Source organism: Polynucleobacter nymphae, assembly GCF_018882155.1.
Classification (GTDB): Bacteria; Pseudomonadota; Gammaproteobacteria; order Burkholderiales; family Burkholderiaceae; genus Polynucleobacter; species Polynucleobacter nymphae.
Genome location: NZ_JACVPA010000001.1, coordinates 507,445 through 533,441, shown reverse-complemented (window position 1 = coordinate 533,441; position 25,997 = coordinate 507,445). Strand labels below are relative to the sequence as shown.

At 45.3% G+C, this 25,997-nt stretch carries 22 protein-coding genes; 13 read left to right on the top strand and 9 right to left on the bottom strand.

The genetic code is table 11. The features are described 5' to 3' along the window. Positions 1-147 precede the first annotated feature (147 nt). Positions 148-474 carry a thioredoxin TrxA gene (gene trxA, locus ICN29_RS02715; RefSeq protein WP_216129469.1) on the bottom strand — a complete coding sequence of 109 codons (327 nt, stop codon included), beginning with the start codon at positions 472-474 and terminating at the stop codon, positions 148-150. A gap of 135 nt (positions 475-609) precedes the next feature. On the opposite strand from trxA, the gene ICN29_RS02710 reads away from it, so the two are divergent. The 3 genes from ICN29_RS02710 (at position 610) to ICN29_RS02700 (ending at position 8,057) form a co-directional block, all read left to right on the top strand. Then, positions 610-3,615, top strand: coding sequence for a PD-(D/E)XK nuclease family protein (locus ICN29_RS02710; RefSeq protein WP_216129466.1), 3,006 nt, complete (start codon positions 610-612; stop codon positions 3,613-3,615). Then, the gene (locus tag ICN29_RS02705) at positions 3,612-7,130 is read left to right on the top strand and encodes a UvrD-helicase domain-containing protein (RefSeq protein WP_369411621.1); all 3,519 of its coding nucleotides are present in this window, start codon (positions 3,612-3,614) and stop codon (positions 7,128-7,130) included. The genes ICN29_RS02710 and ICN29_RS02705 overlap by 4 nt, the downstream gene beginning before the upstream one ends. Positions 7,131-7,241: 111 nt before the next feature. Continuing rightward, entirely contained in the window at positions 7,242-8,057 is an 816-nt protein-coding gene (locus ICN29_RS02700) for a tetratricopeptide repeat protein (protein ID WP_216129462.1), read from the top strand. Between the two features lie 239 nt (positions 8,058-8,296). Here ICN29_RS02700 and ICN29_RS02695 read toward each other — a convergent pair whose 3' ends face one another. Both ICN29_RS02695 and ICN29_RS02690 read right to left on the bottom strand, forming a co-directional pair. After that, a complete protein-coding gene (locus ICN29_RS02695; RefSeq protein ID WP_216129460.1) occupies positions 8,297-9,259 on the bottom strand; it encodes a Bug family tripartite tricarboxylate transporter substrate binding protein in 963 nt (320 codons plus the stop codon). Then, complete coding sequence (locus ICN29_RS02690) at positions 9,256-10,323, bottom strand: tartrate dehydrogenase (protein WP_216129457.1); 1,068 nt, start codon at positions 10,321-10,323, stop codon at positions 9,256-9,258. The genes ICN29_RS02695 and ICN29_RS02690 overlap by 4 nt, the downstream gene beginning before the upstream one ends. A gap of 153 nt (positions 10,324-10,476) precedes the next feature. Here ICN29_RS02690 and ICN29_RS02685 point away from each other — a divergent pair, with 153 nt between their 5' ends. From ICN29_RS02685 to ICN29_RS02670, 4 genes are all read left to right on the top strand, one after another. Next, positions 10,477-10,974: a LexA family protein gene (locus ICN29_RS02685; protein WP_216129455.1), complete on the top strand. Its 498-nt coding sequence runs from the start codon at positions 10,477-10,479 to the stop codon at positions 10,972-10,974. Beyond that, positions 10,971-12,263: a Y-family DNA polymerase gene (locus tag ICN29_RS02680; protein ID WP_216129453.1), complete on the top strand. Its 1,293-nt coding sequence runs from the start codon at positions 10,971-10,973 to the stop codon at positions 12,261-12,263. Before ICN29_RS02685 ends, ICN29_RS02680 begins: the two co-directional genes overlap by 4 nt. Before the next feature lie 128 nt (positions 12,264-12,391). Continuing rightward, positions 12,392-12,535, top strand: a complete 144-nt coding sequence (locus tag ICN29_RS02675) for a hypothetical protein (protein ID WP_216129451.1) — start codon at positions 12,392-12,394, stop codon at positions 12,533-12,535. Positions 12,536-12,684: 149 nt separating this feature from the next. Then, on the top strand, positions 12,685-13,029 hold the full coding sequence (locus ICN29_RS02670) for a YkgJ family cysteine cluster protein (RefSeq protein WP_216129448.1): 345 nt from the start codon (positions 12,685-12,687) through the stop codon (positions 13,027-13,029). Here ICN29_RS02670 and ICN29_RS02665 read toward each other — a convergent pair. Together ICN29_RS02665 and ICN29_RS02660 are read right to left on the bottom strand one after the other, a co-directional pair. Next, a complete protein-coding gene (locus ICN29_RS02665) occupies positions 13,012-13,986 on the bottom strand; it encodes a tripartite tricarboxylate transporter substrate binding protein (protein WP_216129447.1) in 975 nt (324 codons plus the stop codon). The genes ICN29_RS02670 and ICN29_RS02665 overlap by 18 nt on opposite strands. 25 nt (positions 13,987-14,011) lie before the next feature. Beyond that, the gene (locus tag ICN29_RS02660; RefSeq protein ID WP_216129445.1) at positions 14,012-14,839 is read right to left on the bottom strand and encodes an amidohydrolase family protein; all 828 of its coding nucleotides are present in this window, start codon (positions 14,837-14,839) and stop codon (positions 14,012-14,014) included. A 51-nt stretch (positions 14,840-14,890) separates the two neighbouring features. On the opposite strand from ICN29_RS02660, the gene ICN29_RS02655 reads away from it, so the two are divergent. From ICN29_RS02655 to ICN29_RS02635, 5 genes are read left to right on the top strand one after another with little or no spacing between them, the layout of a single operon-like run. After that, positions 14,891-15,751, top strand: coding sequence for an isocitrate lyase/PEP mutase family protein (locus ICN29_RS02655; RefSeq protein WP_216131942.1), 861 nt, complete (start codon positions 14,891-14,893; stop codon positions 15,749-15,751). Positions 15,752-15,780: 29 nt separating this feature from the next. Continuing rightward, positions 15,781-16,746, top strand: a complete 966-nt coding sequence (locus tag ICN29_RS02650) for a Bug family tripartite tricarboxylate transporter substrate binding protein (protein ID WP_255538038.1) — start codon at positions 15,781-15,783, stop codon at positions 16,744-16,746. 3 nt (positions 16,747-16,749) lie between these two features. Continuing rightward, positions 16,750-17,475, top strand: coding sequence for a maleate cis-trans isomerase family protein (locus ICN29_RS02645; RefSeq protein WP_216129443.1), 726 nt, complete (start codon positions 16,750-16,752; stop codon positions 17,473-17,475). Between the two features lies 1 nt (position 17,476). Then, positions 17,477-18,448, top strand: coding sequence for a Bug family tripartite tricarboxylate transporter substrate binding protein (locus ICN29_RS02640; protein WP_216129441.1), 972 nt, complete (start codon positions 17,477-17,479; stop codon positions 18,446-18,448). A gap of 40 nt (positions 18,449-18,488) precedes the next feature. Further along, positions 18,489-19,454, top strand: coding sequence for a Bug family tripartite tricarboxylate transporter substrate binding protein (locus ICN29_RS02635; RefSeq protein ID WP_216129439.1), 966 nt, complete (start codon positions 18,489-18,491; stop codon positions 19,452-19,454). A 17-nt stretch (positions 19,455-19,471) separates the two neighbouring features. On the opposite strand, the gene ICN29_RS02630 is transcribed toward ICN29_RS02635, so the two are convergent. Continuing rightward, positions 19,472-20,491: a Bug family tripartite tricarboxylate transporter substrate binding protein gene (locus tag ICN29_RS02630; protein WP_216129437.1), complete on the bottom strand. Its 1,020-nt coding sequence runs from the start codon at positions 20,489-20,491 to the stop codon at positions 19,472-19,474. Between the two features lie 142 nt (positions 20,492-20,633). Here ICN29_RS02630 and araD point away from each other — a divergent pair, with 142 nt between their 5' ends. Further along, complete coding sequence (gene araD / locus ICN29_RS02625; RefSeq protein ID WP_216129435.1) at positions 20,634-22,373, top strand: L-arabinonate dehydratase; 1,740 nt, start codon at positions 20,634-20,636, stop codon at positions 22,371-22,373. Positions 22,374-22,392: 19 nt separating this feature from the next. On the opposite strand, the gene ICN29_RS02620 is transcribed toward araD, so the two are convergent. The 3 genes from ICN29_RS02620 to ICN29_RS02610 all read right to left on the bottom strand — a co-directional run bounded on the left by ICN29_RS02620 (position 22,393) and on the right by ICN29_RS02610 (position 25,757). Continuing rightward, positions 22,393-22,695, bottom strand: coding sequence for a HigA family addiction module antitoxin (locus ICN29_RS02620; RefSeq protein WP_216861465.1), 303 nt, complete (start codon positions 22,693-22,695; stop codon positions 22,393-22,395). Positions 22,696-23,106: 411 nt separating this feature from the next. Next, complete coding sequence (locus ICN29_RS02615; RefSeq protein ID WP_216129433.1) at positions 23,107-23,682, bottom strand: MarR family transcriptional regulator; 576 nt, start codon at positions 23,680-23,682, stop codon at positions 23,107-23,109. A gap of 302 nt (positions 23,683-23,984) precedes the next feature. Beyond that, positions 23,985-25,757, bottom strand: a complete 1,773-nt coding sequence (locus ICN29_RS02610; RefSeq protein ID WP_216129431.1) for an ABC transporter transmembrane domain-containing protein — start codon at positions 25,755-25,757, stop codon at positions 23,985-23,987. Between the last annotated feature and the right edge of the window lie 240 nt (positions 25,758-25,997).

The window sequence follows — 25,997 nt, the reverse complement described above, 5'->3', positions numbered from 1 at the left end:
AATTGCTGGAAATGAGCACTTTGCTTTGTAAGGGCGAGGCGCTGAACTACTGTTAAACGCAATACTACACTAAAAAACGGTTCTGGCAAGCTGGGGAAGTAGGTAAAAACCACAGGCTCAGCTAGTGAACCCGTGGTGTGGGACTATTTACAGATGACTATCAATAAAGGCAGACAACTGGGATTTGGCCAAAGCGCCTACTTTTTGAGCAGCCACGGTACCATTTTTGAATAGGATCAAGGTCGGGATGCCGCGAATATTGAACTGGGCTGGAACGCCTTGGTTCTCATCCACGTTCATTTTTGCGATTTGCAACTTGTCGCCATACTCACCGGAAAGCTCTTCCAGGATTGGGCCAATCATTTTGCAAGGACCACACCATTCGGCCCAGAAGTCGAGGAGAACAGGTTTATCAGACTTGAGGACGTCTTGTTCGAAAGAGGCGTCAGTTACGTATTTAATACCGGCACTCATGAAAATTCCTTATTTAGACTTATTTAATTGTGGCGTTACAAAGCTTATATTAGCAATAAGCCAAAGATTGTGCCTGATTTCCCCAATAAGTTTCCAAATAAGCCCTAAAACAAGACCAATCCACCATCCCCTGTAATGCCTAACCCATTTCCGACCATTTCAAAGCAAAAGCAGCCACAAGCTTGGGCCATTACGCCCAATAGTCAGGCGCTTACTGAATTAGCCAAAGGTATTTGGGATTGTGCAAAACAAACCCAAAAACGTCCCTTAGTGGTCCTCAGTACTGCTGGACCACTGATTGGGGTGAGGGCAGCCCTAGAGCAAAACCGACCAAAGGATCTGCCAAGCAATATCGCATTCTTGCCGCAAGTCATTAGTTTTACTGATTGGCTAGAAGCAGCACCAGGCGCATGGAAGTTTCCAAAGAAACAAACGGATTTAGAGAGATGGCTCTCCGTCTTTGTGAATCTACGAAAACACAAAGTGTTGCAAAGTTGGTTTAAGGCAGAGAGTGAAGCAGGTGCATGGGGTTTAGCGCAAGCTGTTATTGATGCGTGTGACTCATTATCAGAAGTGGTCGTTCCGAAATTACAAAGCGAGTTAAATGACTTGCTGCAAACCCATACGATTGATACCGAAGCTTGGCTTAAAAAAGTAGAGCTCGTTTTAGATCAAGCCGTTGCTAAAGCCTATGTAGGACTCTCACGCAATGTGGTCGATGAAGAGTCTGCAGTCCTCTTAACTTTCTGGCGTTACCTAACAAACATTGGTGATCCAGTCATTCGCAAACATTTAGCGATGGCTGCCCAGATGCAATTAGCCAAAGCCAATGCAGAGAAAAATCCCACTACAGTACGCCCATTCATTTGGGTGCAGACTGCTGATCCAAAGCCGATTGATCAAGAGTTAATTGATGGTTACCTGAACGATTACGCTCAATTTGCAACGGTAGTTCGTGTAGACCTAGACTGGCAATCAGTTGCCCTTTGGCCCGAGGCGCTATGTGGGCTGGATGCAGAGGGTCATATCCAAGTTGCCAATAGCGCAGAAGACTCTCAAATCGAGAGCAACCTTCAATCTCATAGGCAGGCTGAATGGCGCTTACTGGCAGCAAGACGTTTTGAAGAATTAGCTTGGGCTGCAACCAAATCGATTGAGTCACATCTGATTGCTGGTAAGAAAAATATTGCCTTAGTTGCGCAAGATCGTTTAGCAGCACGTCGGGCACGCGCATTACTGAGTCGTTTAGGTAGTGCATTACGAATTCGTGATGAAACTGGTTGGAAGTTATCTACTACTAGAGCTGCGGCAGCATTTAATAGCTGGCTAGAAATCATCCGCGCTCCTAAGGAAGGCCCCAGTGCGAGTGCTTTGCTTGAGTTTTTACAAAACCCGTATTTTGATCTTTCGCATAGTCTAAATACATCACCCGAAGTATGTGTTGGCCTCATTGCTCAACTTGAAGATATTTTGATCGCTAGCCAGGCAAAGTCTGGTTGGGAAACTTTTACGATGGCCATAGAGCGAGCCAATAGTTACGCTGCAAGCAATGGTGGATCACCTAATGCGCATTTGATTGATCTCATTAAGTTTGTCAGGCGCTTGCACAATGGCTGGCAACAGTCAATGCTAGATTGCTCTAGCGCCTATGTGCTCTTGCAAAAAAATCTTCAAGAAACGGGCATGGTACAGAAACTTGAAAATGATGCTGCAGGCAAACAACTCCTGGAGGTATTAAAAGGATTTGATTTGAGTAGCGGCATTTATAAAGACCTCAAGATGCGCTTACCCGAGTGGCTAAGCCTTTTAAAGACAATCATCGAAGAAGCGTCTTATGAAGAAGCTGGCAAAGAAGCGCTAGCAACCCTCAGTATTTTGCCTCTCAGCTCAACACGACTACGTCAATTTGATGCCGTAGTTCTAGTGGGGTGTGATGAGCAGCAACTTCCTGCTTTTTCTGAGCCACCCCTATTTTTCTCAGATACGCTAAATCGATATCTCAAATCATCCACGATTGCCGCGCAATACATTCAGCAGGCGAGAGATCTTTCTCAGTTGCTAGTGTCTTGTAAGAATGTCGATTTGCTTTGGCAGAGTAAAAGTAAAAGTGGAGAACCGTTAAGGCCATCAGCTTGGATTCAGCGCTTACAAGCTAAATTAAAAGACTGGCGAGTCATTGATGCGAAGCCAGAGTTGTATGAAGGTAAATCTCAGCCAATTTCGATGTCAGTGAGCATGCCTAATCAGAACTTAGCTATCCCCATTACAGTTTCACCTAGTGCCTATAAGGCTTTGCGCGATTGTCCTTATCGCTATTACGTCAGCAGCTTATTAGGATTACGTAAGGCAAAAGAATTTGAAGAGGGTTTTGATGCATCCTTAGCCGGACAGATATTGCATGCGCTTCTCAAAACCTTTTTCCAGGCACTCAAGACTGAAGAAGAGAAGTCGCATTCACCAATACACCAAGGTAACGAGGTAAGACGTCTGTGGATGATCGATCACTTAATGAAGTGTTCAGAAAAAGAGTTTGAGCGCCTTATTGCTGGTGATGCCAGAGTCTTAGGAACACTAAGAGATTGGCAAAAACAAATCCCTAGTTTTATTGATTGGCAAATCCAGAGAGAGAATGAAGGATGGCGCTATCACGATGCCGAGCTACCGATTGGATTTACATTAAGTTTGACTGACCCTGATGGGGTGCAAAGAGATATCCGCATTGCGGGGCGCGCTGATCGATTTGATATTCATGAATCTAATACTACGGCAGCAGCAGTGATTGACTATAAAAATCAGAAAATGAAAAAAATTGTGGACCGCTCTGAGAATATCTTGGATGACCCACAGCTTTTAATCTATGCTCGCGCTGCCAATGAGAATACGATTGCAGCCCACCTCCCAGGGCGGACAGTAGGGGAGGCGCAGTGGGTTTCGCTTAAGGCAGAGATTGATAAAGGCGAGGATAAAAATATCCGGGCGCATACAGTAGAGGATATGCCCAATGCAATGGCTCAATTTTCTGAGCAGATCGAGAAAGACCTCAATAGTTTGTGGGCGCGTAAACCTATGCAAGCATTTGCACCTGATAGCGTTTGTCAGTACTGCGAAGCTAGAGGCATATGCAGAAAGGGGATGTGGTGAGCGAAGAGTTCGATTACCCCTTAGCCTGCAATCCTGAAAGATCAGTGATTGTTTCTGCCTGCGCAGGTAGTGGCAAAACTTGGCTATTGGTAGCTCGTATGATCAGGCTATTGTTAGTCGGTGCAAAACCACAAGAAATATTAGCCCTTACTTTTACACGTAAAGCTGCGCAAGAAATGCGTGATCGTCTATACGGTTTGCTAGAAGAATTTTCTACTGCTGATGACGATACGCTCATCCATGAGTTGTACATTAGGGGCCTCTCTAAAGATGAGGCCAAGAACTTGCTGCCTCAAGCACGGGCTCTGTATATCAAAGTCTTATCAAGCCCCCAGGCCATTGTCATTGATACCTTCCACGGTTGGTTTGGACGTTTGCTGGGCGCAGCACCTGTGTCAGCAGAAGTTCAGCCAGGCTTTAATCTTCGAGAAGATGTCAAGCGCCTACAAGAAGAGTGTATGCAAGACTGGTGGGGCGATCTACCTGACAATCTTAAAAAACACTATGACATGCTCCTAGCTGAGTTTGGTGCAAGTGAAACCCAAAAGTTCTTGATGGGTAATTACAGTCTCTTCAAGCAAAGAGGTGCATGGACATTTTTTCAAGAGGCTTGTAAGACAAAAGGCATCGAAGCAATTCAATATCTAGATCAGGTCCTGCCATGCTTAAACCAGCAAAACCCACTGCAAATGTTTTGGGAACGCCCCGAAACTAAAGAAAATCTAGAAATACTCTATAAGTGCTTTAGTAATGGCACACCAACTCAAATCAGCAAAGCTCCTTACCTTGAGGAAGTGATGGCGCATCATGCTGCTGCTAGATCCATTATGGGTATTGCCGATAAGTTTGAAACTTATTTTTTGACGCAAACCCGAACACCATTAGCGGATATTGAAAAAACTTCTGCTCCAATACTCAAGTACCTTAATAAAACGGGTGGAGATCCTGCGCAAATTACTGCTATTCGCAATGATTGGGTGCAGGCCTATGAAGCCCTGTTTGCCTGGCAAAGCGAGCACCTTATCCATAAACTCAATATGGCTTGGTTTGCCATGAGCCAAGAGATGCTCAGCCATATGGAAAAAACCAAAGAGTCTATGCGGGTACGTGACTTTGATGATTTAGAAATTGGCGTGAGTCAATTAATGGCAAGCGCTACTAATGCTACGTATTTACAGGCACGTCTCGATGCGAAGTACAAACATATTCTGATTGATGAGTTTCAAGATACCAATCCATTGCAATGGCAGATATTACGCTCCTGGTTAGATGGCTATGGTGATGATGGTTCTATGCCAAGCGTTTTTATTGTGGGTGATCCAAAACAATCAATTTATCGTTTTCGCCGTGCTGATCCAAGACTGTTTGATAGCGCCAGGGATTTTCTAGTAAATAAGTTAAATGCTGTGCCTTTGTCACAAAATAAGACACGACGCAATGCACCTGCTATTAATGATGCGGTGAATGCTGTGTTCTTGGCGGGTACTTTGCCTGAGAGTTATCAATATTCTGAACAGACAACAGCTTGGAAGCCCCTATTAGTAGGCCTTCCAGCACAAGACTATGCGACAAAAGGTGAAGCGCAATTGCTACCGTTGATTGAGCGAGTTGAGAAGGTGCAGCCAGAGCGAACTGGTACCGCTTTTGATAATGCGATTAAAGATGCGAGTCAAACGATGGACGTGCAACAGCGCTATGAAGAAGGCAAGCAAGTTAGTCGCTTGATTCATCATGTGATCGTGACACGACAAGTGATGGATAAAAAAGATGGCAAGGAGTATTGGCGTCCTGCGAGAGCGAGTGATTTCATCTTATTAGTCAAGCGCCGTCAATATTTACCGCAATTTGAGAGGGCTTTACGAGAAGCAGGCCTGGCTTATGACAGCTCACGCTTAGGCGGCCTTCTTAATACTCTAGAGATTGATGACTTGATTGCCTTGCTGACAGTCTTGGTATCGCCACGACATGATTTGCCATTGGCTCAGGTATTGCGTAGTCCCATATTTAGTTTTGCTGAAGCGCAGATGCAATCGCTGAGCATGAGTATTGCTGGCAATGAAGGCTATCGCTCTTGGTGGGACGCCTTACAAGCGAGCCAAGACTCTGGAATTCAGAGGGCAGCAAGGTATTTAGAGCATTGGCGTGCTTTAGGTGAGGCACTGCCCGTCCATGACTTACTGGATTTGATTTATCACGAGAGTAATCTGCGAGTGAGTTATGCCATTGCTGCTCAAAACCTGGCGCGTGCGCAAGTCTTAGCAAATCTGGATGCCTTCTTAGAGCTTGCCTTAAATCAAGATGGTGGTCGCTATCCAAGTCTGAGTCGTTTCATTGATGATATGAATGCGATGCGTCGTGGCGATGATGATGAGACACCAGATGAGGGTGATGTAGAGGCAGAAGCAGATAGCAATGAAGATATTGGTGAGCTAGATGAGCAGGCCGAGATGTCAGAAGAAGATCGGCATAAGCGTGTACGCTTAATGACAATTCATGGGGCCAAAGGATTAGAGTCACCGTTTGTCATCATGCTAGATGCCAATAACACTGAGTGGCGAGCACCACACCGAGGCGTCCTACTAGATTGGTCTCCAGAGCATGCTAGCCCAAGTCATCTTTCTCTATATACCGGTAAGACATTGACTGGTGAGCGTAGCGTCATTTTCAAAAAAGAAAATGAAGTTAGTCAGAATGAAAATTGGAACTTACTATACGTTGCCATGACCAGAGCTAAACAGGGCTTATGGCTTAGCGGCGTTCAAAGCAGAACTAAAACGGGAATTAATGAGCGCTCCTGGTATGGCAGAGCCCTAGCTGCGGGGATGCCAATTTTAGATATCCATACTCTTGGCCTTGAGGATTCTCCCAAAAAACAGGATGAGATCAAGGTAGAGTTAGGCAGCATGCCATTTAAGATCGATCACTTTGAGATCGCATGGGACCAAGCAAAGACAGATTACCAAGACTCGATTTTGAAGATTGAGAGTGGAGCGCTAGCGAAGGAGCTAATAGCAAAGTCCTTAGAGCAGGCAAAAGAAGAGCCCGACCCAGAAATCTTGGAAGAGGGTACAAACTTTCATAAGCTTCTTGAGTTCCTCACTGCAGACTCAAATAATCCAGATAAACCATCTATGCCAAGTGAGCAAGAAGTGATGAATTGGCTTGGAGTAGATCAAGCGCATGCCCAAAGGTTGATTGCTCGAACCAAAGCAGTATTAGAAGCGCCAGAATTGAAACACTATCTCTCTTCAGGGCAATGGATTGCCGCTTGGAATGAGCTGGACATCACTAGCGAAGAGGGTAAGAGTTACCGCATGGACCGCTTGGTCGAGTTAGACGACCATCTAGCCATCATCGATTACAAGCTCACCATCCCAGAACCTAACAGCGAGAAGTACGAAAAATACCGCAAGCAGCTACAGGGCTATCAGACTGAGCTCACACGCATTCGAAAAGACAAGCCAAATAAGGCTTACTTGATTTCATCAGAAGGTAAGATACATCAAATTAGCTAGGCTTTTAGTCCTTGAATTTCCCCTAAAAGCCCCCATATCAATAGGGAATAGCAAAAATACCTAAACTAGCGATAATCAAAATTGCAGTGAAATATCCTACAAGGAGTCCTGATGAACATTCGTAAAACACTTAATCTATTAGTTGGCGTATTCGCTGCGGCGTTACTGCTTACTAGCAATGCAGCATTTGCTGAAGCAACTTTGCCAGAGGTATATAAAGCTGTGCAATCTGGGCAGTTAGCTAAAGCTGATGTCATGATGAAAGAAGTTCTGCAAAATCATCCTAACAGTGCAAAGGCGCACTATGTTGCGGCTGAGCTTTACCTCAAAGAGGGTAAGTTAGATGTAGCGCGCAATCATTTCATGACGGCACAAAATCTCGCGCCAGGTTTGCCTTTTGCGCAACCAGAATCTGTACAAAAACTCCAGGTGCAACTCGCCAATAGTGCAGGTAATTCTATTGCGAGCACATCATCAATCTTTAGTAATCCTATCTTCTGGGGTTTGATTGCGATCTTGGTGGTGGGCATCATCATCGTGATGAGGCGCCGTAAGGCTGAGGCGGTGCAAGTCTATAACGCACCAAGTGCTGGTTACCCTGGTACTCCAGGCGGTCCTGCTGGATATCCTGGTGGTCCCGGCTATCCTGGAGCACCAGCAGCCGGTGGTATGGGCGGTGGCTTGATGGGTAGTCTTGCAACTGGTGCAGCTTTAGGTGCTGGGATGTACGCTGGCCAAGCATTAGCGAGTAATCTTATGGGTGGTCACGATAGCAATCATTCAAATGCCAATCCCAATATGAATCAAGTTGGCGGCCCAGCATCTACAGATCCTAATTTTGGTGTGAACGATGCCAGCTCTTGGGATGATGGTGGCGGGAGTTCTTGGGATGATGGTGGTGGCGGTGGCTTTATGGATGATGTCTGATGACATTTGGAAAGTAGATTCTAGAGAGCATCAGCAGTTAAACTAGCTCTATGGAATATTTTTCTGAAATCGTTGAGACTATTCATCCTTGGCTGTACCGCGCTAGCATTTATCTATCCAATGCATTTTTAGATGATCCCGCAATACTAGCCTTTGTGTTCTGCTAAATAAAAAACCACCGAATGCGGTGGTTTTTTATTGGAAGTAAAAGAAGGATTAATAAAAAAACTCAGAAAGCCTTACTTAATCATCCCTGCATTCTTCGCATCTTCCATGGCTTGAGGAATTTTCTCTTTCATGAAGGCCGGCATCTTTGCCAAAGGAACATCCACAATCACAAACCCGGAGTCTTCTAGTTTCTTTTTAGTTTCAGGGTCGGCATTGAGTTTGGCAAAGTAGTCAGACATCTTTTGCTGCAATACCAGCGGCGTAGCTTTAGGTAGAGCAACACCACGATAAGCGCCGTCTACCCAGTTCAAACCAAGCTCTTTAAAGGTTGGCACATCTGGCAGAGCAGGGTTACGTTTCTCAGTAGCAATGGCAAGCGTACGTACCTTACCCTTTTGCTGAATCGCTAATGGTAGATAGCCCATTGCGCCATCCACGTGCATACCAATTAAGGCGGTAATCAAATCACCTGTACCTTTAAAGGGCACGTAAGTAATTTTGACGCCGGCCAATTTATTTAAACGCTCTACTGCCATGTGGTTGGCGGAGAACTGCGATGAGCCAGCCAGAGTCATCTTGCCTGGATCTTTTTTAGCAGCAGCAACAAATTCTTGATAGGTCTTATAAGGACTATCGGCAGAGACCATCAAGGCATCTGGAGTGAAGTGGTAGTAGTAAATCGCATTAATGTCTTCAGTCTTGTATTGAATACCTTCTTGTAAAGGTTGCAAGATGGTGTGGGGAATATTGACACCCACCACAGTAGTGCCATCAGCAGGATAGGTGTTCAGAGCGCTCCATACCAAAGCACCACCAGCGCCAGCACGATTCATTACCACCATTGGCTGATTAAACTTTCTGGCAGAGATATCGGCTTGATAACGCGCCACTAAATCAGACTCACCCGCAGCAGGAAAGGGAATGATGTACTGAATGGTTCGATCTGGAAACGGTTGAGCGCTAGCCCCTGATAGCAAACCAAAAGAAATCAAGCAAGCACTTAGTAAATAGCCCGGTAATTTAAATAGCTTCATTTGGAGATCTCCTCAATCACTGCATTAGTAACATCACTCATCATGGCGCTGCCGCCAAGATCACGAGTGTGCAACTTTGGATTAGCCGTGACTTTTTCAATCGCAGCCATTAATTTAGCGCCAAGCGCTTTTTCACCTAGGAAGTCGAGCATCATGACTGCCGACCAGAAAGTGCCAATGGGATTAGCAAGACCTTTGCCCATGATGTCAAACGCCGAACCATGAATAGGTTCAAACATCGATGGATAGCGGCGTTCTGGATCTAGGTTGGCAGTCGGTGCAATACCTAAGCTGCCTGCGAGTGCCGCCGCTAAATCACTCAACACATCTGCATGCAAGTTGGTAGCCACGATAGTATCTAAAGACTCAGGGTGATTGACCATCCGCGCCGTGGCGGCATCAACCAGCTCTTTATCCCAAGTGACATCCGGAAAATCTTTAGCAACGATATTAGCGATTTCATCCCACATCACCATGCCATGACGCTGGGCATTCGATTTAGTAATGACGGTGAGGTGTTTGCGAGGACGTGACTGCGCTAACTTAAAAGCAAAGCGCTGTACACGCTCAACCCCAACGCGAGTCATGATGCTCATATCGGAAGCGACTTCAATGGGGTGACCTTGGTGTGCTCTACCGCCAACACCAGAGTATTCACCTTCGGAGTTCTCACGCACAATCACCCAATCGAGTTGACCAGGTTTGCAATTGCGTAGCGGTGTTTCAATTCCGGGAAGAATGCGAGTAGGGCGCACGTTTGCGTACTGATCAAAGCCCTGACAGATTTTGAGACGCAAGCCCCACAAAGTAATGTGATCGGGAATTTTTGGGTCACCAGCCGAACCGAACAAGATGGCATCTTTAGAACGCAAAGGATCCAGACCATCGTCGGGCATCATGATGCCGTGCTTGCGGTAGTAGTCACCACCCCAATCAAAGTGCTCAAACTCAAAAGCGATTTCAGGATGTTTTTTGCTCAGGGCATTTAGAACCTTTTCGCATTCAGGAATGACTTCCTTACCAATTCCGTCACCCGGAATGGACGCTATCTTGTACGTCTTCATGTGTCTCCTACTGTTCTTTTATAGATCACTGCGTCGGCAGCTATTTGACCCATTATGCAATCCCTAGCCCCCTAAAGACCTCAAAACAACAAAAACAGCCTCATTTTTACGGTTTTTACATATACTGTATAAACATACAGTATATTAGTGGATATGACCCAGAAAATGAACTTCGCCAAAGTAAGTCTTACCCAGAGCCCGCAAGCCTTGGGAGCTTATTTTGTTACCTATGAGACTAGGCTTCTAAGTCACCGAATTTCAGCGGGATTCCCCAGTCCAGCAGCAGATTACGCTGAGGAGGGCCTCGATCTAAATCATTACCTGGTCCAGAACAAGCCGGCTACTTTCATGTTCACAGTGAAGGGCGATTCCATGCTGGGTGCCGGTATTTGTGATGGCGACAAGGTAGTCGTTGATAAAGCCCTCAAGCCAAAACATAAAGACATCGTGGTGGCGGTAGTCGATAGCGAGTACACCATCAAGCGCCTGTATCAATTACGCGGCCGTATTGAACTCCAAGCAGAAAACCCAAGCTATCAAGCCATCACCTTTAACGAAGGTAGCGAGTTGCAAATCTGGGGCGTAGTCGTCGGGGTAGTACGCAAATACAGCAATGCGAGCAGCAGATACAACAAGGAGGCAAAGTCATGAACCCTCTTTTTGCACTCGTTGATGTCAATAACTTTTACGTTTCTTGTGAGCGCGTGTTTCAGCCTAAGTTAGAAGAAGTGCCGATGGTAGTGCTCTCTAATAACGACGGTTGTGCAGTAGCGCGTAGTGCAGAAGTCAAAGCGCTGGGTGTGAAGATGGGCACGCCTTGGTTTCAGATGCAAGACTTAGCCAGAAAGCATGGCATTCAGGCTTACTCATCAAACTACACCCTGTATGGAGATATGAGTAGCCGGGTAGTACAAGTACTCAAGGCCTTCACACCGAACCTGGAGGTTTACAGCATCGATGAGAGCTTTTTGCAAATCGAGACTATCTTAAAACAATATCAAGACACGATCGAGCTAGGAAACAAAATCAAGCAGCAGGTCAAGGACACAACCGGTCTGCCAGTCTGCGTTGGCATTGGCGTGAGTAAGACCTTAGCGAAGTTAGCCAATCACTTAGCCAAGAAACACAAACAGTTCGCAGGAGTGTGCGACATAAATGCTATGAGCAAACCAGAGCTCTATCAATGGATGAGTGAGACCGAAGTAGGTGAGGTGTGGGGTGTTGGTAAGCAAATTGCTAAAAAACTCAAAGCCCAAAATATTCATAGTGTGTTTGATCTCTTGCAGGCTTCACCACAAGCGATGCGCCAACAGTTTGGCGTCGTGATGGAACGACTTTGTTATGAACTGCGCGGGACCTCTTGCTTAGAGCTTGAAGAAGTGGCGCCAGCCAAACAACAAATCATTGCCTCGCGCAGCTTTGGAAAACTCGTTACTAGTCAGGCAGAGCTTGCTGAGTCAGTTGCCACCCATGCAGCACGCGCAGCGGAGAAGCTCAGAGCCCAAAACAGCACTACGGGCGCGCTCATCGTATTTATTCAGACCAACCCATTTAAGCAATACGAGCCACAGCATCATCAGAGCATCACGATTCCATTGCCTGACCCAAGCGATAACACACTGACATTAACCAATGCAGCTCTTGCGGGTCTCAAGCAAATTTATAAACCAAACTTTCGTTATAAGAAAGCAGGCGTCATTCTCAATCTCATTAGTGATAAGCCCACTGTGCAGCAGTCTCTATTTGAAGATATTGAGACCAAAGGCAAGTCTGCACATCTCATGAAAGCGATGGATCAGATCAACACACGGTTTGGTAATGCAGTACTCAGATCAGCCGCTGCAGGAACCAATAGTACAAAACAAGAGTGGCAAATGAAAGCGGGCAATAAGTCACCGAACTACACCACCCAGTGGGATGAGTTACCAGTAGCGAGATAAGAAAAGAGAAGAAAAAAGAAGAAAAAACTACAGCAAAACAGTTATTTTTTACAAGCTCATTTTGTGAGCTTTTGACCCACTAATCTGAATACGTAGCAACAAACTCAATAGCGAAAGAGGAGAAACAAATGGAAACAATCAGCAACTTGATGAACAACTTTAACGGCATCTCATTGGCAGTCATCATGATTCTGTCTTACTGCGCAGTGCTCAAAAACACCAAGCGTCATGAAACCGAAACAAAGCAAGTATTTAATCGTAGATACGAGTAAAGATCAGTAATAGCAGTAAATAAGTAGTAAACCGCAGCAGCAGGTGAAAGTGGGGGGAATAAGGAAATCACGGATTCCTTATTCCCTTGCTCTTTTAGAATGGCTTAAAGCAGTTAGAATGAGTTCATCAGTCACCAAGCAAAAAACCAATGAACCCCAACCCTTGCTTTGAATGTGGTCAGTGCTGTCAGCATTTCCGAGTGAGTTTTTACCATGGAGAAATTGCAGGCAACGGCACTGGAGTGGTTCCAGGAGATCTGACAACTAAGCTCACAGAACACCTTGCTTGCATGAAAGGCACCGAAAAAGGTGGCGCTCCTTGTGTAGCTCTTACCCATAACAAAGAAGAAGGCTGGCGCTGCTCAATCTATGAAGATCGACCAAGCCCTTGCCGAGAATTTAATATTCTCAATGAAGACGGCACACCCAACCCCGACTGCCAAAAGCTACAGCAGGTAGCCAAACAGAAAAAAGCCTTACTTAACCAAATTTAGACTCTTTACGATCTGACTAAATGCTACGTACTCTTGAGTGAGCTTATCTTGCAACTCTTTACCAGTGAGCACAGCAGAAGATTCGCCTGCCTCATCTAAGTAGCGCAAAGTATCAGGCTCTTTCATCGCCTTGCTATAGGCTTGCACAATTTGATTGATACGTTCAGTGTTTGTACCCTTAGGGGCAAGAATGACACGCCACAGTAAAGTCTCTTCTTTAGCAAGACCAATATCTTTTAAAGAGCTCGCATTTGGAAACTGCGCATTTCTGTTGACCGAGGAAACTAATAAACATTTAGCCTTACCCACATTCGCGTGTTGTAGCACTGGCGGAATAGAGCCTACATAAATATCAATCTGATTCGATAAGAAACCCACAATGGTTTCACCGGCGCCTTTATAGGGGACATCGACGGTTTGAATATTTTGGGTCTTGAAGATGCGCTCAGCAGCAAGCTGCGCAGGACCGCCCAAGCCATCAGTACCATAGGTATATTTCTTGGGATTCTTACGCAACTCCTCCATGAATGATTTGCCATCATTTGCTGGAAAGTCAGGACGTACACAAAAGATGTAAGGGGCAGTCGAGAGCTGAATCACTGGAATATAATCATTTGGCGTGTAAGGCACTTTAGTAGTTTGTGGCACAACGGTCACTGGCGCAGGCCATACGCCAGCTAAGGTATAGCCATCGGGCGCAGAGTTAATCACTTGTGCAAGGCCAATAGTGCCGCCAGCACCAGCGACGTTCTGAATGCTAATCGGCCCACCAATAAAGCGTTGTGCATCTTTCGAGACCACCCGAAAGAGAGCGTCAGTACCACCACCAGGCGCAGTAGGCACAATCAATTTCGTTACTGTTTGTGCAAACACGGGACTGTGTAATAAACACATTGCGCTAAGACCCAATAAACCTTTAGCAAGATATTGAATGAGTGAGATTATTAAGTGGCGCATATCAGAACCTTAGAAGAAACTGAGTTTAAAAATGAAAAAGCGTTTTAGGATTATGAATGAAAATATCTTCCCAAATTGCTAAATCGTCAACTGCTGATTGAATCCAAGTTAAGCAATCAGCGTAAGTAAATTGGTTTTCATAGCTCAGCCAAGGCCAATCACTGGCCCAGACCAGCTGCTTGGGGTTTGCCGCCACTAGGGCATCAACATAAGGCTGAATACTGACGCCATTTAAAGAGCCTATACGATAGGGGGCAGAGAGCTTGACCCACGCCTGGCCAGTTTCAAGAGCGCGCAAAGTATTCTGAAAGGATGCACTCTTGATGCCCAACTTTGGATCAGGATTGCCAAAGTGATCCAGCACTAAAGTGGCGCCACTTGCCAGAATTGGTGGAACAACCTGTTCTTGTAAGTGATCTTCTATAAACAATTCAATATGCAGATCTAAGTCTCTTGCTAGAGCGAGTAGTCTTTTATATTGCGCGCTATTAATATCTGGAAGAACTTTCTTCTTATTCCAATTGAGACGTATCCCAACAATACCAATTTCTCGCATCAAATGTAATTGACGCTCAAGGGTAGTGATCTCTATAGCAGGATCGATAATCGCTGTGCCTCTGAGTTGATCTGGAAAGTTGCGTAGCGCATCAAATAGCAACGTATTATTTGCGCCATAAAAGCTTGGGGCGGTTAGAACCCCATGGGAGATCCCATGGCTACGCAGGACTTCTAGGTATTCTTTGGCACTCACATCTCTGACAGGGCGAGAGTGAATTTCAGGGGCCAAAGGAAAGTCCACCACCATAATATGGGCGTGGCAATCTATTCCCGTGACTTTGCCTTTATCTTGCATCTGTCTTCAAATTCATCCTTATAATTCTGTAAAAAGGAGACTACCATGTCCATGCACTTAGGCACGCGATTGCGCAAGCTCATTAATGAGAGGCGGGGCTTACTAGTACCAGGAGCAGGCAATGCTTTAGCGGCACGCGTAATTGAGGATGCGGGCTTTGAGGCAGTCTATTTAAGTGGCGCAGCAATCACCAATCAGTTCTATGGTATTCCAGATCTAGGCTTTATTGGCTTAAATGATGTTGCGGCGCACACTGCAGCGATTAGAGATGTCGTCCAACTTCCCTTAATTGTCGATATTGACGTTGGCTTTGGTAATGCAGTTAATGTGCATCACACCATTAAAGTTCTCGAGCGCGCTGGTGCCAATGCGGTTCAGATCGAAGATCAAGCGATGCCGAAGCGTTGCGGCCACTTTGCAGGCAAGACCATCATCAGTAAAGAAGAAATGTGCGGCAAGATTAAAGCTGCAGTTGATGCTAGGTTGCACGATGATTTCTTAATCATCGCTAGAACTGATGCTAGATCGATCTATGGCTTTGAAGATGCCCTTGATCGAGCGCAAAGCTATGCGCAAGCAGGTGCAGATATGACTTTTATCGAAGCACCAGAGAGCGTAGAAGAAATGAAGCTCATCGCTGCGCAAACCTATTGCCCACAACTAATCAATATTGTTATTGGTGGAAAAACTCCATCATTACCATTAAAAGACTTATCTGCAATGGGCTTTGGAATCGTGCTCTATGCTAATGCAGCTTTGCAGGGCGCTGTACGTGGTATGACTAATGCCTTAGATCATTTAAAGAAAACCGGCGAACTCAAAGAAGATCCTATATTAGTCGCCACCTTTGCTGAGCGCCAAAGCGTCGTCAAAAAAGAAGACTTTGATGCATTAGAGAAAAAATTCTCTTAAAGCAAATATAGAAATCAATTGTAATCAATATGAAGCTATCGAAAATTTTGCTGCCTCTCATGCTGGCCGCTGTCAGCACCGCTTCAATGGCTGCAGACCCTTGGCCAAATCGCCCAATCAAGTTTGTAGTGGGTTTTGGCCCAGGTGGTGCGAATGACTTAGTCGCGCGCGCAGTAGCAGAAGGGGTTAGTAAGCAATTAGGCCAACCAGTTATTGTGGAGAATAAGCCTGGAGCAGGATCAGTAGTAGGCGGTGATTACGTTGCTAAGACTACGCCAGACGGATATACCTTTTATGCGGGCGCTGCTGGTGGCATTGTCACTATTCCAATGCTTCGTAGCAATATGCCTTACAAGCAAGAAGACTTAGTGCCTGTAGGCATGATGGCAGTCAGTCCGTCCATCATTGTGGTTAATGCTGATTCACCAATCCAGAACTTTAAAGATTTACTGGCAAAGGCCCAGGTCAAACCTGGTGTGACATTTGCTACTGCAGGAACAGGGAGTACACCGCATTTTGTAGCAGAGATGCTCAAGCTCTATGCAGGTGGTGGCATCTATGAAATCATTCCTTATAAGAGTGGATCAGAAGGGATGTTTGCAGTGGTTTCTAAACAAGTCGATGCCACATCAGAAGCAAGTGTGGTCGTATTGCCGCAAATAGAAGGTGGCAAACTCAGGCCACTAGCCTCTACTTGGAATAAACGCATTACCCGTTTACCCAATGTGCCAACCACTAAAGAGCTAGGCTACCCAAATTTGTTTATTGGCCACTGGTCGGGAATCTTTGCTCCCAAAGGTACGCCACCTGAAGTCATCGCGAAAATGAATTCAGCTATTCAGGCGGCGCTAGATACTAACGCACTGAAAGCAAGGCTCATCCCACAAGGTATTGAACCCACCCCGGGAACTCAAGCGGATTTTATGAAGTTTTTAACAGAAGAAAGAAAGCGTCTTTTGCCGGTGGTCAAGAACGCCAATATGAAGGATGAGTAATTAATGGAAAATATTGCCCGCCTAGGTTTTTTGATTCCGCCTGGAAATCCCAATACCGAAGGCGAAGTCATCAAAATGGCTAGGCCAGAATTTTCGCTTCACTTCACAAGAATGGTCGCACATGGAGAGACGGGAAGTCTTGATGGGCAAGACGAGCGCAATCAAACGCAGATCGATCATTTGCCAGAGAATATTGAGCTTCTCAAGTTGGTGAAGCCTGCTGTGATAGCGATGGCCCATACCGCCAGTAGTTACACCCTTGGCAAGGAAGGTGAGGCCAAGCTGATTCAAAAGCTTGAGGATCAATACGCTTTGCCATTCATCACCGCCTTTGGCAGTGTGGTGAAGGCGCTGAATCATCTTAAAGTAAAAAAGATTGCCTTTGGAACGCCGTACAGCGAGCAGAACACTTTACGCTGTAAACAGTTATTAGAGTCATATGGTTTTGAGATCGTGAGTTTTGGAAATTTGCCAGTCGTCAAAAATATCTATGATGAAACCACGCAGCGTGCACTAGAGCTGGTACGCCAAGTCGATAGCCCTGTAGCAGACGCCATATTTGTGAGCGGGGTGGGAATGCCCACGATTGATATTCTGGGGCAAGGCGAGGCCGAGACGGGTAAGCCTGTAATTTCAAGTATTGCCGCTACGATGTGGAATGCACTTCAAGTGGCAAAGGTCAATAGCAGTATTGAGCAATTTGGTAGCTTACTTTCAGGAAAACACTAAAGTGAAATTCATCCAATATCTATTAGCCACACTAGCAATCACGATTGCTTCACTATCCCATGGCGCTCCATTTCCAGATAAACCCATTCGCTTAATTGTTCCATTTACTGCAGGCGGTAATGTGGATAATTCTGCGCGCACAATTAGTCAGGGACTATCTGAGCAATTAGGGCAGAGTGTGATTGTTGATAACAAACCCGGGGCCAATACCCTTATCGGCGCTGAGTTTGTGGCACGCGCCAACCCAGATGGCTATATCTTGTTATTGGGAACACCCGAGAGTCTAGCGATCAACCCCCATGTGTATAAAAAGATTAACTATGATCCGCTCAAAGATCTTACTGCCGTTGGCTTAGTCGGTAATTTCCCTTTTGCATTGGTAGTTAATCCAAAATTGCCTGCTAAAAATATTAAAGAGTTTGTTGCGCTTGCAAAAAGCATGCCTGGAAAAATGAACTACTCCTCATGGGGTATCGGTAGCACATCCCAAATTACGTTTGAGAAGTTTAATCAAGTAGCTGGTATTGAATTAGTCCATATCCCTTTTCAGGGTGCTGCACCAGCGATCACCGCAATTGCAGCAGATGAGGTACAGGCGATGATGGTGCCCCTCTCCGTTGCCTTGCCGCAGGCAGCTGGTGGCAAAGTTAAAATCTTGGGCATTACGACTAGTCAACGCTTCGCTAGCGCTCCAGATATTTCGACTTTTCAGGAGCAGGGCTATCCAGTAGTCATGAGTGGTTGGCATTTAATCGTCGCGCCAAATAAAACAAGCCCATCTGTTTTGCAAACCCTGAATAAAAACCTGAATAAAGCCTTAGAGACTCAAGCTACTAAAGAGGCATTAATCAAGATTGGGATTGAGCCAAGCCCTGGATCAATTGCTCAAGCCAATAAACTCATCCAGACTGAATATGAGCGTTGGGGCAAAACCGCTAAAGATGCTGGCATTGCAATTGAGAAAGTAGAGTAACAGCCTAGCCGCTTATTTTGATGATTAGCAAAAGAGAAGGATGTACGCATTGAAGATTTTTGTAACAGTATTAGCTTTCATATGCTCTTCACTCGTATTTGCAGACTATCCTGAAAAGTCGATTCGCTTAGTCGTGCCATTTGCTACGGGAGGTACTTCAGAGATCGTTGCGCGCTCAGTAGCCAGTAGTCTGAGTACCAGCCTAGGCCAATCTGTCTATGTGGATAACAAGCCTGGTGGCGCTGGCAACATCGCCATGGAAGAGGTCAAGCGCGCCAATCCAGACGGCTACACTTTGATATTGGGTCACGTTGGAACTTTGGCTGTAAACCCTGCGCTATTTGGTAAAAAACTGCCTTACGATCCTAATAAAGATTTTGCACCGGTAACCTTAGTAGCAAAAGTACCCAATGTGATTGCAGTGAGCGAGAAAAGCAATTACAAGACCCTAGCGGATTTAGTGGCGGATGCCAAAAAGAACCCCGGAAAAATTAATTATGGTTCTGCAGGCAATGGTAGTGCAGGGCACTTGGCAATGGAGTACTTTTCTTCAGAAGCCGGAATTGATTTAGTGCATGTACCTTATAAAGGGTCTGGCCCAATGCTCACTGATTTAATCGGCGGTCAAATTCAGGCAACCTTTAATGGCCTGCCTTCATTAATGGGTCAGATTAAAGGTGGCACTTTGCGCCCATTAGCCGTTGGATCCTTAGAGCGCTCAAAAGTATTGCCCAATGTGCCTACCATTGCCGAATCTGGTTACAAAGGATTTGAGACTTCGCAATGGTATGGAATTATGGTTCCTGCCGGCACTCCGCAACCGGTGATTGATCGCTTGCAAAAAGAGATCGCAAAATCTTTAAAGTCAAAAGAAGATTCTAAAAAGATGCTCGATGACGGAGCGGTCTTAGTAGGAGATACACCTGCTCAGTTTGGAGCATTCATTAAGTCTGAGCAAGGTCGTTGGGCTAAAGTAGTAGAAAAGGCAAAAATCACGGTTGACTAAGGCAATGCAGGAGGCAACTACTCTGGTTTAATCCCAGACTTCTTAATCAAAGAAGTCCATAGCTCAAGTTCTGATTTTAAAAAGTTGACGTACGCAGTCGATCCTAAGGTCGGTATGACAAAACCGACTGACTCAATGCGTTGTTTCACTTCAGGCGTTTGTAAAGATTGAATCATGGCAGCCTCTAACTTATCTAGAATCGGCTTAGGAGTACCTTTAGGAGCGCTAATGCCAGCCCAAGAGAGTGCCTGAAATCCTGGATAACCACTTTCTGCTACGGTAGGAACATTCGGATACAGCGCGTTACGCTGCAAACTGCTTACCGCAATAGGCCGTAACTTACCTGCCGCTACAAAGGGCAAGGCTGCATCTTGATTAATAAAAATCATGGGTATCTCGTTAGCCAAAATGGCATTCATGAGAGGGCCGCCTCCGCGATACGGTATCCCAACAATGGGTAGCGGATTGCAATTGGTTTTATTTTTCATATCCACACAAGTGGCAGTAGCTTGGCGCATTAACTCCATCGCCATATGGCCTGAGGAAGCGTAGGTATAGCCATAGTCAAGCTTACCTGGATTTTTTCTAGCGTAATCGATCACATCTTTTAGAGTTTTAAATGGACGATCTGGATTCACCACCAATACATTGGGGCCTAAATCAATCAAGGTGATATGGGCAAAATCTTTTAATGAGTCATATTTGAGGTTGGGATCAAGACCATGAGCAACCGCGTTTTGCCCAACACCCGTCATCACGAGGGTATAACCATCAGGCTGGGCACCCGCAGCGCGCTCGGCGCCAATCACGCCACCACCACCACCGATATTCTCAATCACAAAAGCTTGCTTCAAGATTTTGGTGAGTTGCTCAGCAGAAATACGCGCCATTAAATCAGTAGTGCCACCAGGAGGAAAGGGCACAATAATTTTGACGGGCTTATTGGGGTAATCGGATTGCGCAATTGCGGGCAGAGAACTAGCGCACAAGAGGCTACAGACAAGCAATGCCTTGATGAAAATGGAATTCCGATTCATATATAGATCCTTATTAATCCATACCCATTTGATGCCTGTAAATTAGGGTAATTAATAGCCCACTATAAAACAAATGCAGGAATACCCTTTCTTTGAGAGCAGGCATTAATATAGGGGTGTTTAAATCCACGGCTAAACCCCAATGCCAAAAAAGACTAAAGAATCCCTACGTAGTGCCCGTTGGTTCGCACCAGATGATTTACGTTCATTTGGACATCGCTCACGTGCCATGCAAATGGGCTATGGTCCCGAGGATTGGTCTGGTAAGCCAGTGATTGCCATTATTAATACCTGGTCAGATGTTAATCCTTGTCATACGCATTTCAAGCAACGGGTTGAGGATGTCAAGCGCGGTATTTTTCAGGCAGGGGGATTTCCGCTGGAGCTACCAGCAATTTCGCTGTCAGAGACGTATGTAAAACCTACAACCATGCTCTATCGCAATATGCTCGCGATGGAAACAGAAGAGCTGATTCGCTCTCATCCAGTGGATGGTGCAGTGCTCATGGGTGGCTGCGATAAAACGACTCCGGGTTTAGTCATGGGCGCTTTATCTGCTGGCCTGCCATTTGTGTATTTACCTGCTGGTCCCATGTTGCGTGGTAATTGGAAGGGTAAAGTGCTTGGTTCAGGCTCTGATGCTTGGAAGTATTGGGATGAGCGCCGCGCTGGCAAGCTCTCAGAAGCACAGTGGCTAGAAGTAGAAGGAGGCATTGCGCGTAGTCACGGTACTTGTATGACCATGGGCACAGCAGCGACCATGATGGGCATTGCAGAGGCATTAGGAATCACGCTACCAGGTGCATCGAGTATTCCAGCGGCTGATGCGAGTCATCCACGCATGGCTGCCGCTTGCGGCAGAAGAATTGTGGAGATGGTCTGGGAAGATTTAACTCCTGCCAAAATCCTTAATAAAACGAGTTTCTTAAATGCGATCAATGCTGCTATGGCGATGGGTTGTAGTACGAACGCCATTATTCATTTGATTGCGATGTCAAGGCGTGCCGGCAAAGACTGTACCGTAACCTTAGATGATTTTGATTCGGCCAGCAGAAAAGTTCCCGTGATTGCCAATATTCGTCCAAGTGGCGATCAATATTTGATGGAAGACTTTTATTACGCCGGAGGAATGCCTGCACTACTCAAGCAAATGGGCTCACATCTCAATCCAAGCGCAATGACGGTTACTGGTAAAACGATTGGCGAGAATATTAAAAACGCAGAAGTACATAACGAAGATGTCATCAGGCCTCTTAATAAAGCGATTTACCAAGAGGGCGCACTCGCAGTACTCAAAGGCAATATTGCCCCTGGTGGTGCAGTCATTAAGCCAAGTGCTTGTGCGGAGAAATTCTTAAAACATACCGGCCCAGCCTTAGTATTTGATAGCTATCCTGAAATGAAAAAAGCCGTTGAAGATGAAAATCTCGACGTCACCGTAAATCACATCTTAGTTCTCAGAAACGCAGGTCCTAAAGGCGGTCCTGGCATGCCCGAGTGGGGCATGTTGCCCATTCCGGCAAAGCTCATTAAGCAAGGTGTACGCGATATGCTGCGTTTATCGGATGCGCGCATGAGCGGCACAAGCTATGGCGCTTGCATTTTGCATGCCTCGCCAGAAGCCTATATCGGTGGACCATTGGCACTTGTAAAAACAGGTGACCTGATCACTGTTGACGTCCCCAATAGAAAAATTCATCTGGAGGTTAGTGATGAAGAGCTCAATCAAAGAAAAGCTAAGTGGATTGCGCCAGCACCAAAATATGAACGCGGCTACGGTTGGATGTTTAGCCGCCACATCTTGCAAGCAGAAGATGGTTGTGACTTTGATTTCCTAGAAACCAGCTTTGGTAAACCAGTGCCAGAGCCTGATATTTACTAGAGAACTATCGGGTAGTGGTTTAAGCAGCTAAAAGATCTTTAAAGAGAGTAATTTTAGGTAGCACTTTCTTCAGTTTGACCTCTGCTTGCCACAAATCATATCTAGACTGCATCTCTATCCACAGTTGTGGACCATTACCCAAGAATGCTCCTATACGCAGAGCTAGCTCTGGAGTGATTGAACTCTTTTCGGCTAGTACAGAGTGAAGTGTCTGCCTAGAAATTCCAAGGTGCCTAGCAAACTCGGTGACAGAGATGCCAAGCGAAGGAAAGACATCTTCTCTCAAGATGGCGCCTGGATGGGTAGGTGATCTTTTACGCATGATATTTTTGCTAGCTTCTCTACATCCTTGATTAATGAGGTCGTTAAGTCTCTTAACTCTTTGATAGTAGATTCTTCAACTTCAAGATAGCCTTCATATTCTGCGAGGTTTCTCTTCTGATGAGCCGAATCAAATACTCTCCATTTACTAGCAGGCCATCCTAGCGTATCACCAAGACACTGAAATACCAAGAATCGATTCTCGCTTCTGTAGCCATGCCAGCGTAATGCAGCTAGGGCAGCATTGTGAGCTGCGTTGTAGGCAGAGGTAAATCGACCTTCTATAGACACCTCTTGTATTTGTCAATCTAGCAAGCGCCTATAGGCAATTCCCAGCATTCGTGTAACTTCTTCTTTATCGCAGGGTTCTTGTTTGAGGTATCTATTTTTGACTAAATTATCTAGGTTTGGTTTAGTCAATTGCAGCACCATACACAGCAATGGTAGGAAGGGCTAAAACTTTATTAATAAACGAGGAGCGCTCTGCGCGTCGACTTTCAAATTCTTTGGGTGTGTAACAGGTGGGATTAATTTTTCGTCCTAACTTAGATTCAACTGGGGTGAGTAGATCCAATATTTTACTAAGACGTAAATTCTTACCGACCAACATGAGATCAATATCACTACTTCCTGTATCGGTATTTTTTGCAACTGAGCCGTAGATCAAAGCATGTTTTAACTCTAAATGAAGTGGGGCTAATGCGAGACTAATTTCATGATCGATACCCAGAGTCTTTTTAACAAGACTATGCAACTCTATATAAACAGGAGATTGTCGATTGGCTTTGAATATTCTTAAATTACCAACTTTTTTAGAACTCACAATGCCACTTTGAGAAAGTCGATTGAGTTCTCTCTGCAGGGATGCGCTACTCAATTGAGTCAGGCGCAAAAGCTCGTTGAGATGGAATTCTCGTTCAGGATGACCAAAGATCCAGCCTAGAACCTGGCTTTGACTGCTAGTAAAAAGGGCATTTGATAGTGACATAACTAAATATTAGCACGATTATGCTAAAAATTAGCAAATAATGATTAAAGATAGTCAATCCCTTCCTACGCCTAATTCATCCCTAATCTCTATTCATCGTCATCCCAATTCTCTACGCTGAACTCTTCAATATAGAGGAGGTCAGCTTTGCGAGTTTCTATAGAGTGTTCTCATAGGCAATTACAGTTATTCCGAGTCTCACTAGATGCACGAACTATCCTAGTGCTGGCTATTATTTGGATGGTCTGGGGAATTCTGAAAATACTACGGATAATCTAAGGCTGCACTACCTTCTTGATTCCTTACTGATCCGTAAATTGCAATTTAGCCAAACGGGCATACAGACCACTGCGCAAGATTAAATCCGCATGCGTTCCTGTTTCGATGATGCGTCCGTTCTCTAACACCAAAATCTTATCGGCTTGCTTGACTGTAGAGAGTCGATGGGCAATGACAATGGTAGTGCGATGATCCATGGCAGCCTCAAGAGCGCGCTGCACCAGTAATTCTGATTCAGCATCAAGAGCACTCGTTGCTTCGTCTAAAAGCAATAGGGCTGGATTTTTTAATAAGACCCTGGCAATGGCAATACGCTGCTTTTGCCCACCCGATAAACGAATACCGCGATCACCTAAGAAGCTTTGGTAGCCTTCAGGCAGTTTAGAGATAAATTCATCAGCGATTGCCAGGCGAGCAGCAGCGAACACTTCCTCATCGGTGGCATCCATCTTTCCAAAACGGATATTTTCCATGGCGTTATCAGAAAAAATCACGATGTCCTGTGGCACTACACCAATCATTTTTCTAAGTTGCTCAAGTTCCAGATCTCGAATGTTGATGCCATTAAACAGAATCTTTCCGCTAGTGGGATCGTAAAAGCGTTGCAGTAGTTGAAAGAGGGTAGTCTTACCAGCACCTGAGGGGCCAACAACAGCAATACGTTCACCAGGTCTGATCTCAAAGGAGACATCCGATAAAACAGGGTTTTGATTAGAAGGATAGTGAAAGCACAGATTGTCTACCGCTACTCCAATACCATTAGCATTAACCTCTGGAATTGATTCCACTACCGCTACCGTCTGAATAGAGGACTTTACATTCAGAAGTTCTAACAGACGATCACTAGCACCAATCGCTCTTTGGGTATCACCAATCACTTCAGAGATGCCAGCAATCGCACCAGCAACAATCACGGCATACAAAATAAATTGAGAGAGTTCTCCAGCGGTAATTTGGTTATCCATGACGGCATAAGCACCAAGCCACAGAACCAAAATAATGCTGGTAAAGCCAAATAGAATTGCCACAAAGGTCAGCAAAGATCTGGCTTGCGTTCGGGTGATGGCTGCTACAAGTGCAGTTTGAATGGATTGGTTAAAGCGATTAATTTCAATTTTTTCATTGGTAAAAGACTGAATTGTTGGAATCGCGTTTAATTTCTCACTCGCTAGGGCAGAGGCATCGGCAATTTTATCTTGTGAATTACGCGAGAGCTTGCGAACACGCCGCCCCATGATCACGGTAGGAATGATGGTCAGCAGTAAAGTAGCAAAAATCAGCACCGATAATTTTGGGCTAGTAATAAACATCATCACAAGGCCACCTGCCAGTAAAAGCATATTGCGAATCGCCATCGAGACGCTAGTACCAATTAAGGTCTGAATCAGGACGGTATCAGTATTGAGGCGCGAGAGGATTTCACCGCTGTGCGTGGATTCAAAGAACTCAGGGCTTTGTTTAATCACATGGCTATAGACTGCCGAGCGAATATCCGTCGTAATCTTTTCGCCTAACCAAGACACCATATAAAAACGTAGTGACGTCCCTAATGCGACTAAACAAGCCACAGCAAATAAGGTTAAAAAAGTCGTATTGATTTGGCTGCCATCATTGGCATTAAATCCCAAATCAATGATTTGTCTAAAAGAGAAGGGAACAGCTAAGGTTGCACTGGCAGCCAGAAGCAAACTAAAGATCGCCAGAACAAATTGCTTTTTATAGGGCTTTAGAAAAGGGGTGAGTGCTGCAAGGGTACGAAACCCACGGGGATTGGTCTTGTTGCTCTGCTTGGTCATTGAATAATCCCTAATAATTATCTATGATAGTTCACTTAGATTGGCTTTGGACTTTTAGAGATATCAAGAAGATGGCAGGCGAAAGCTCCGCAACAAATAAAGACCCCCTATATAAAAGAAGTCCCTGGCTACCTCGCGGTCAAACTCGCAAGATCATTTTTCTAGGACTGATCATCTTTGCCAGTTTTGGCTCAACACAGCATTGGTCTTTTTGGATTCTGCTTCTCCTGACCATTGTTT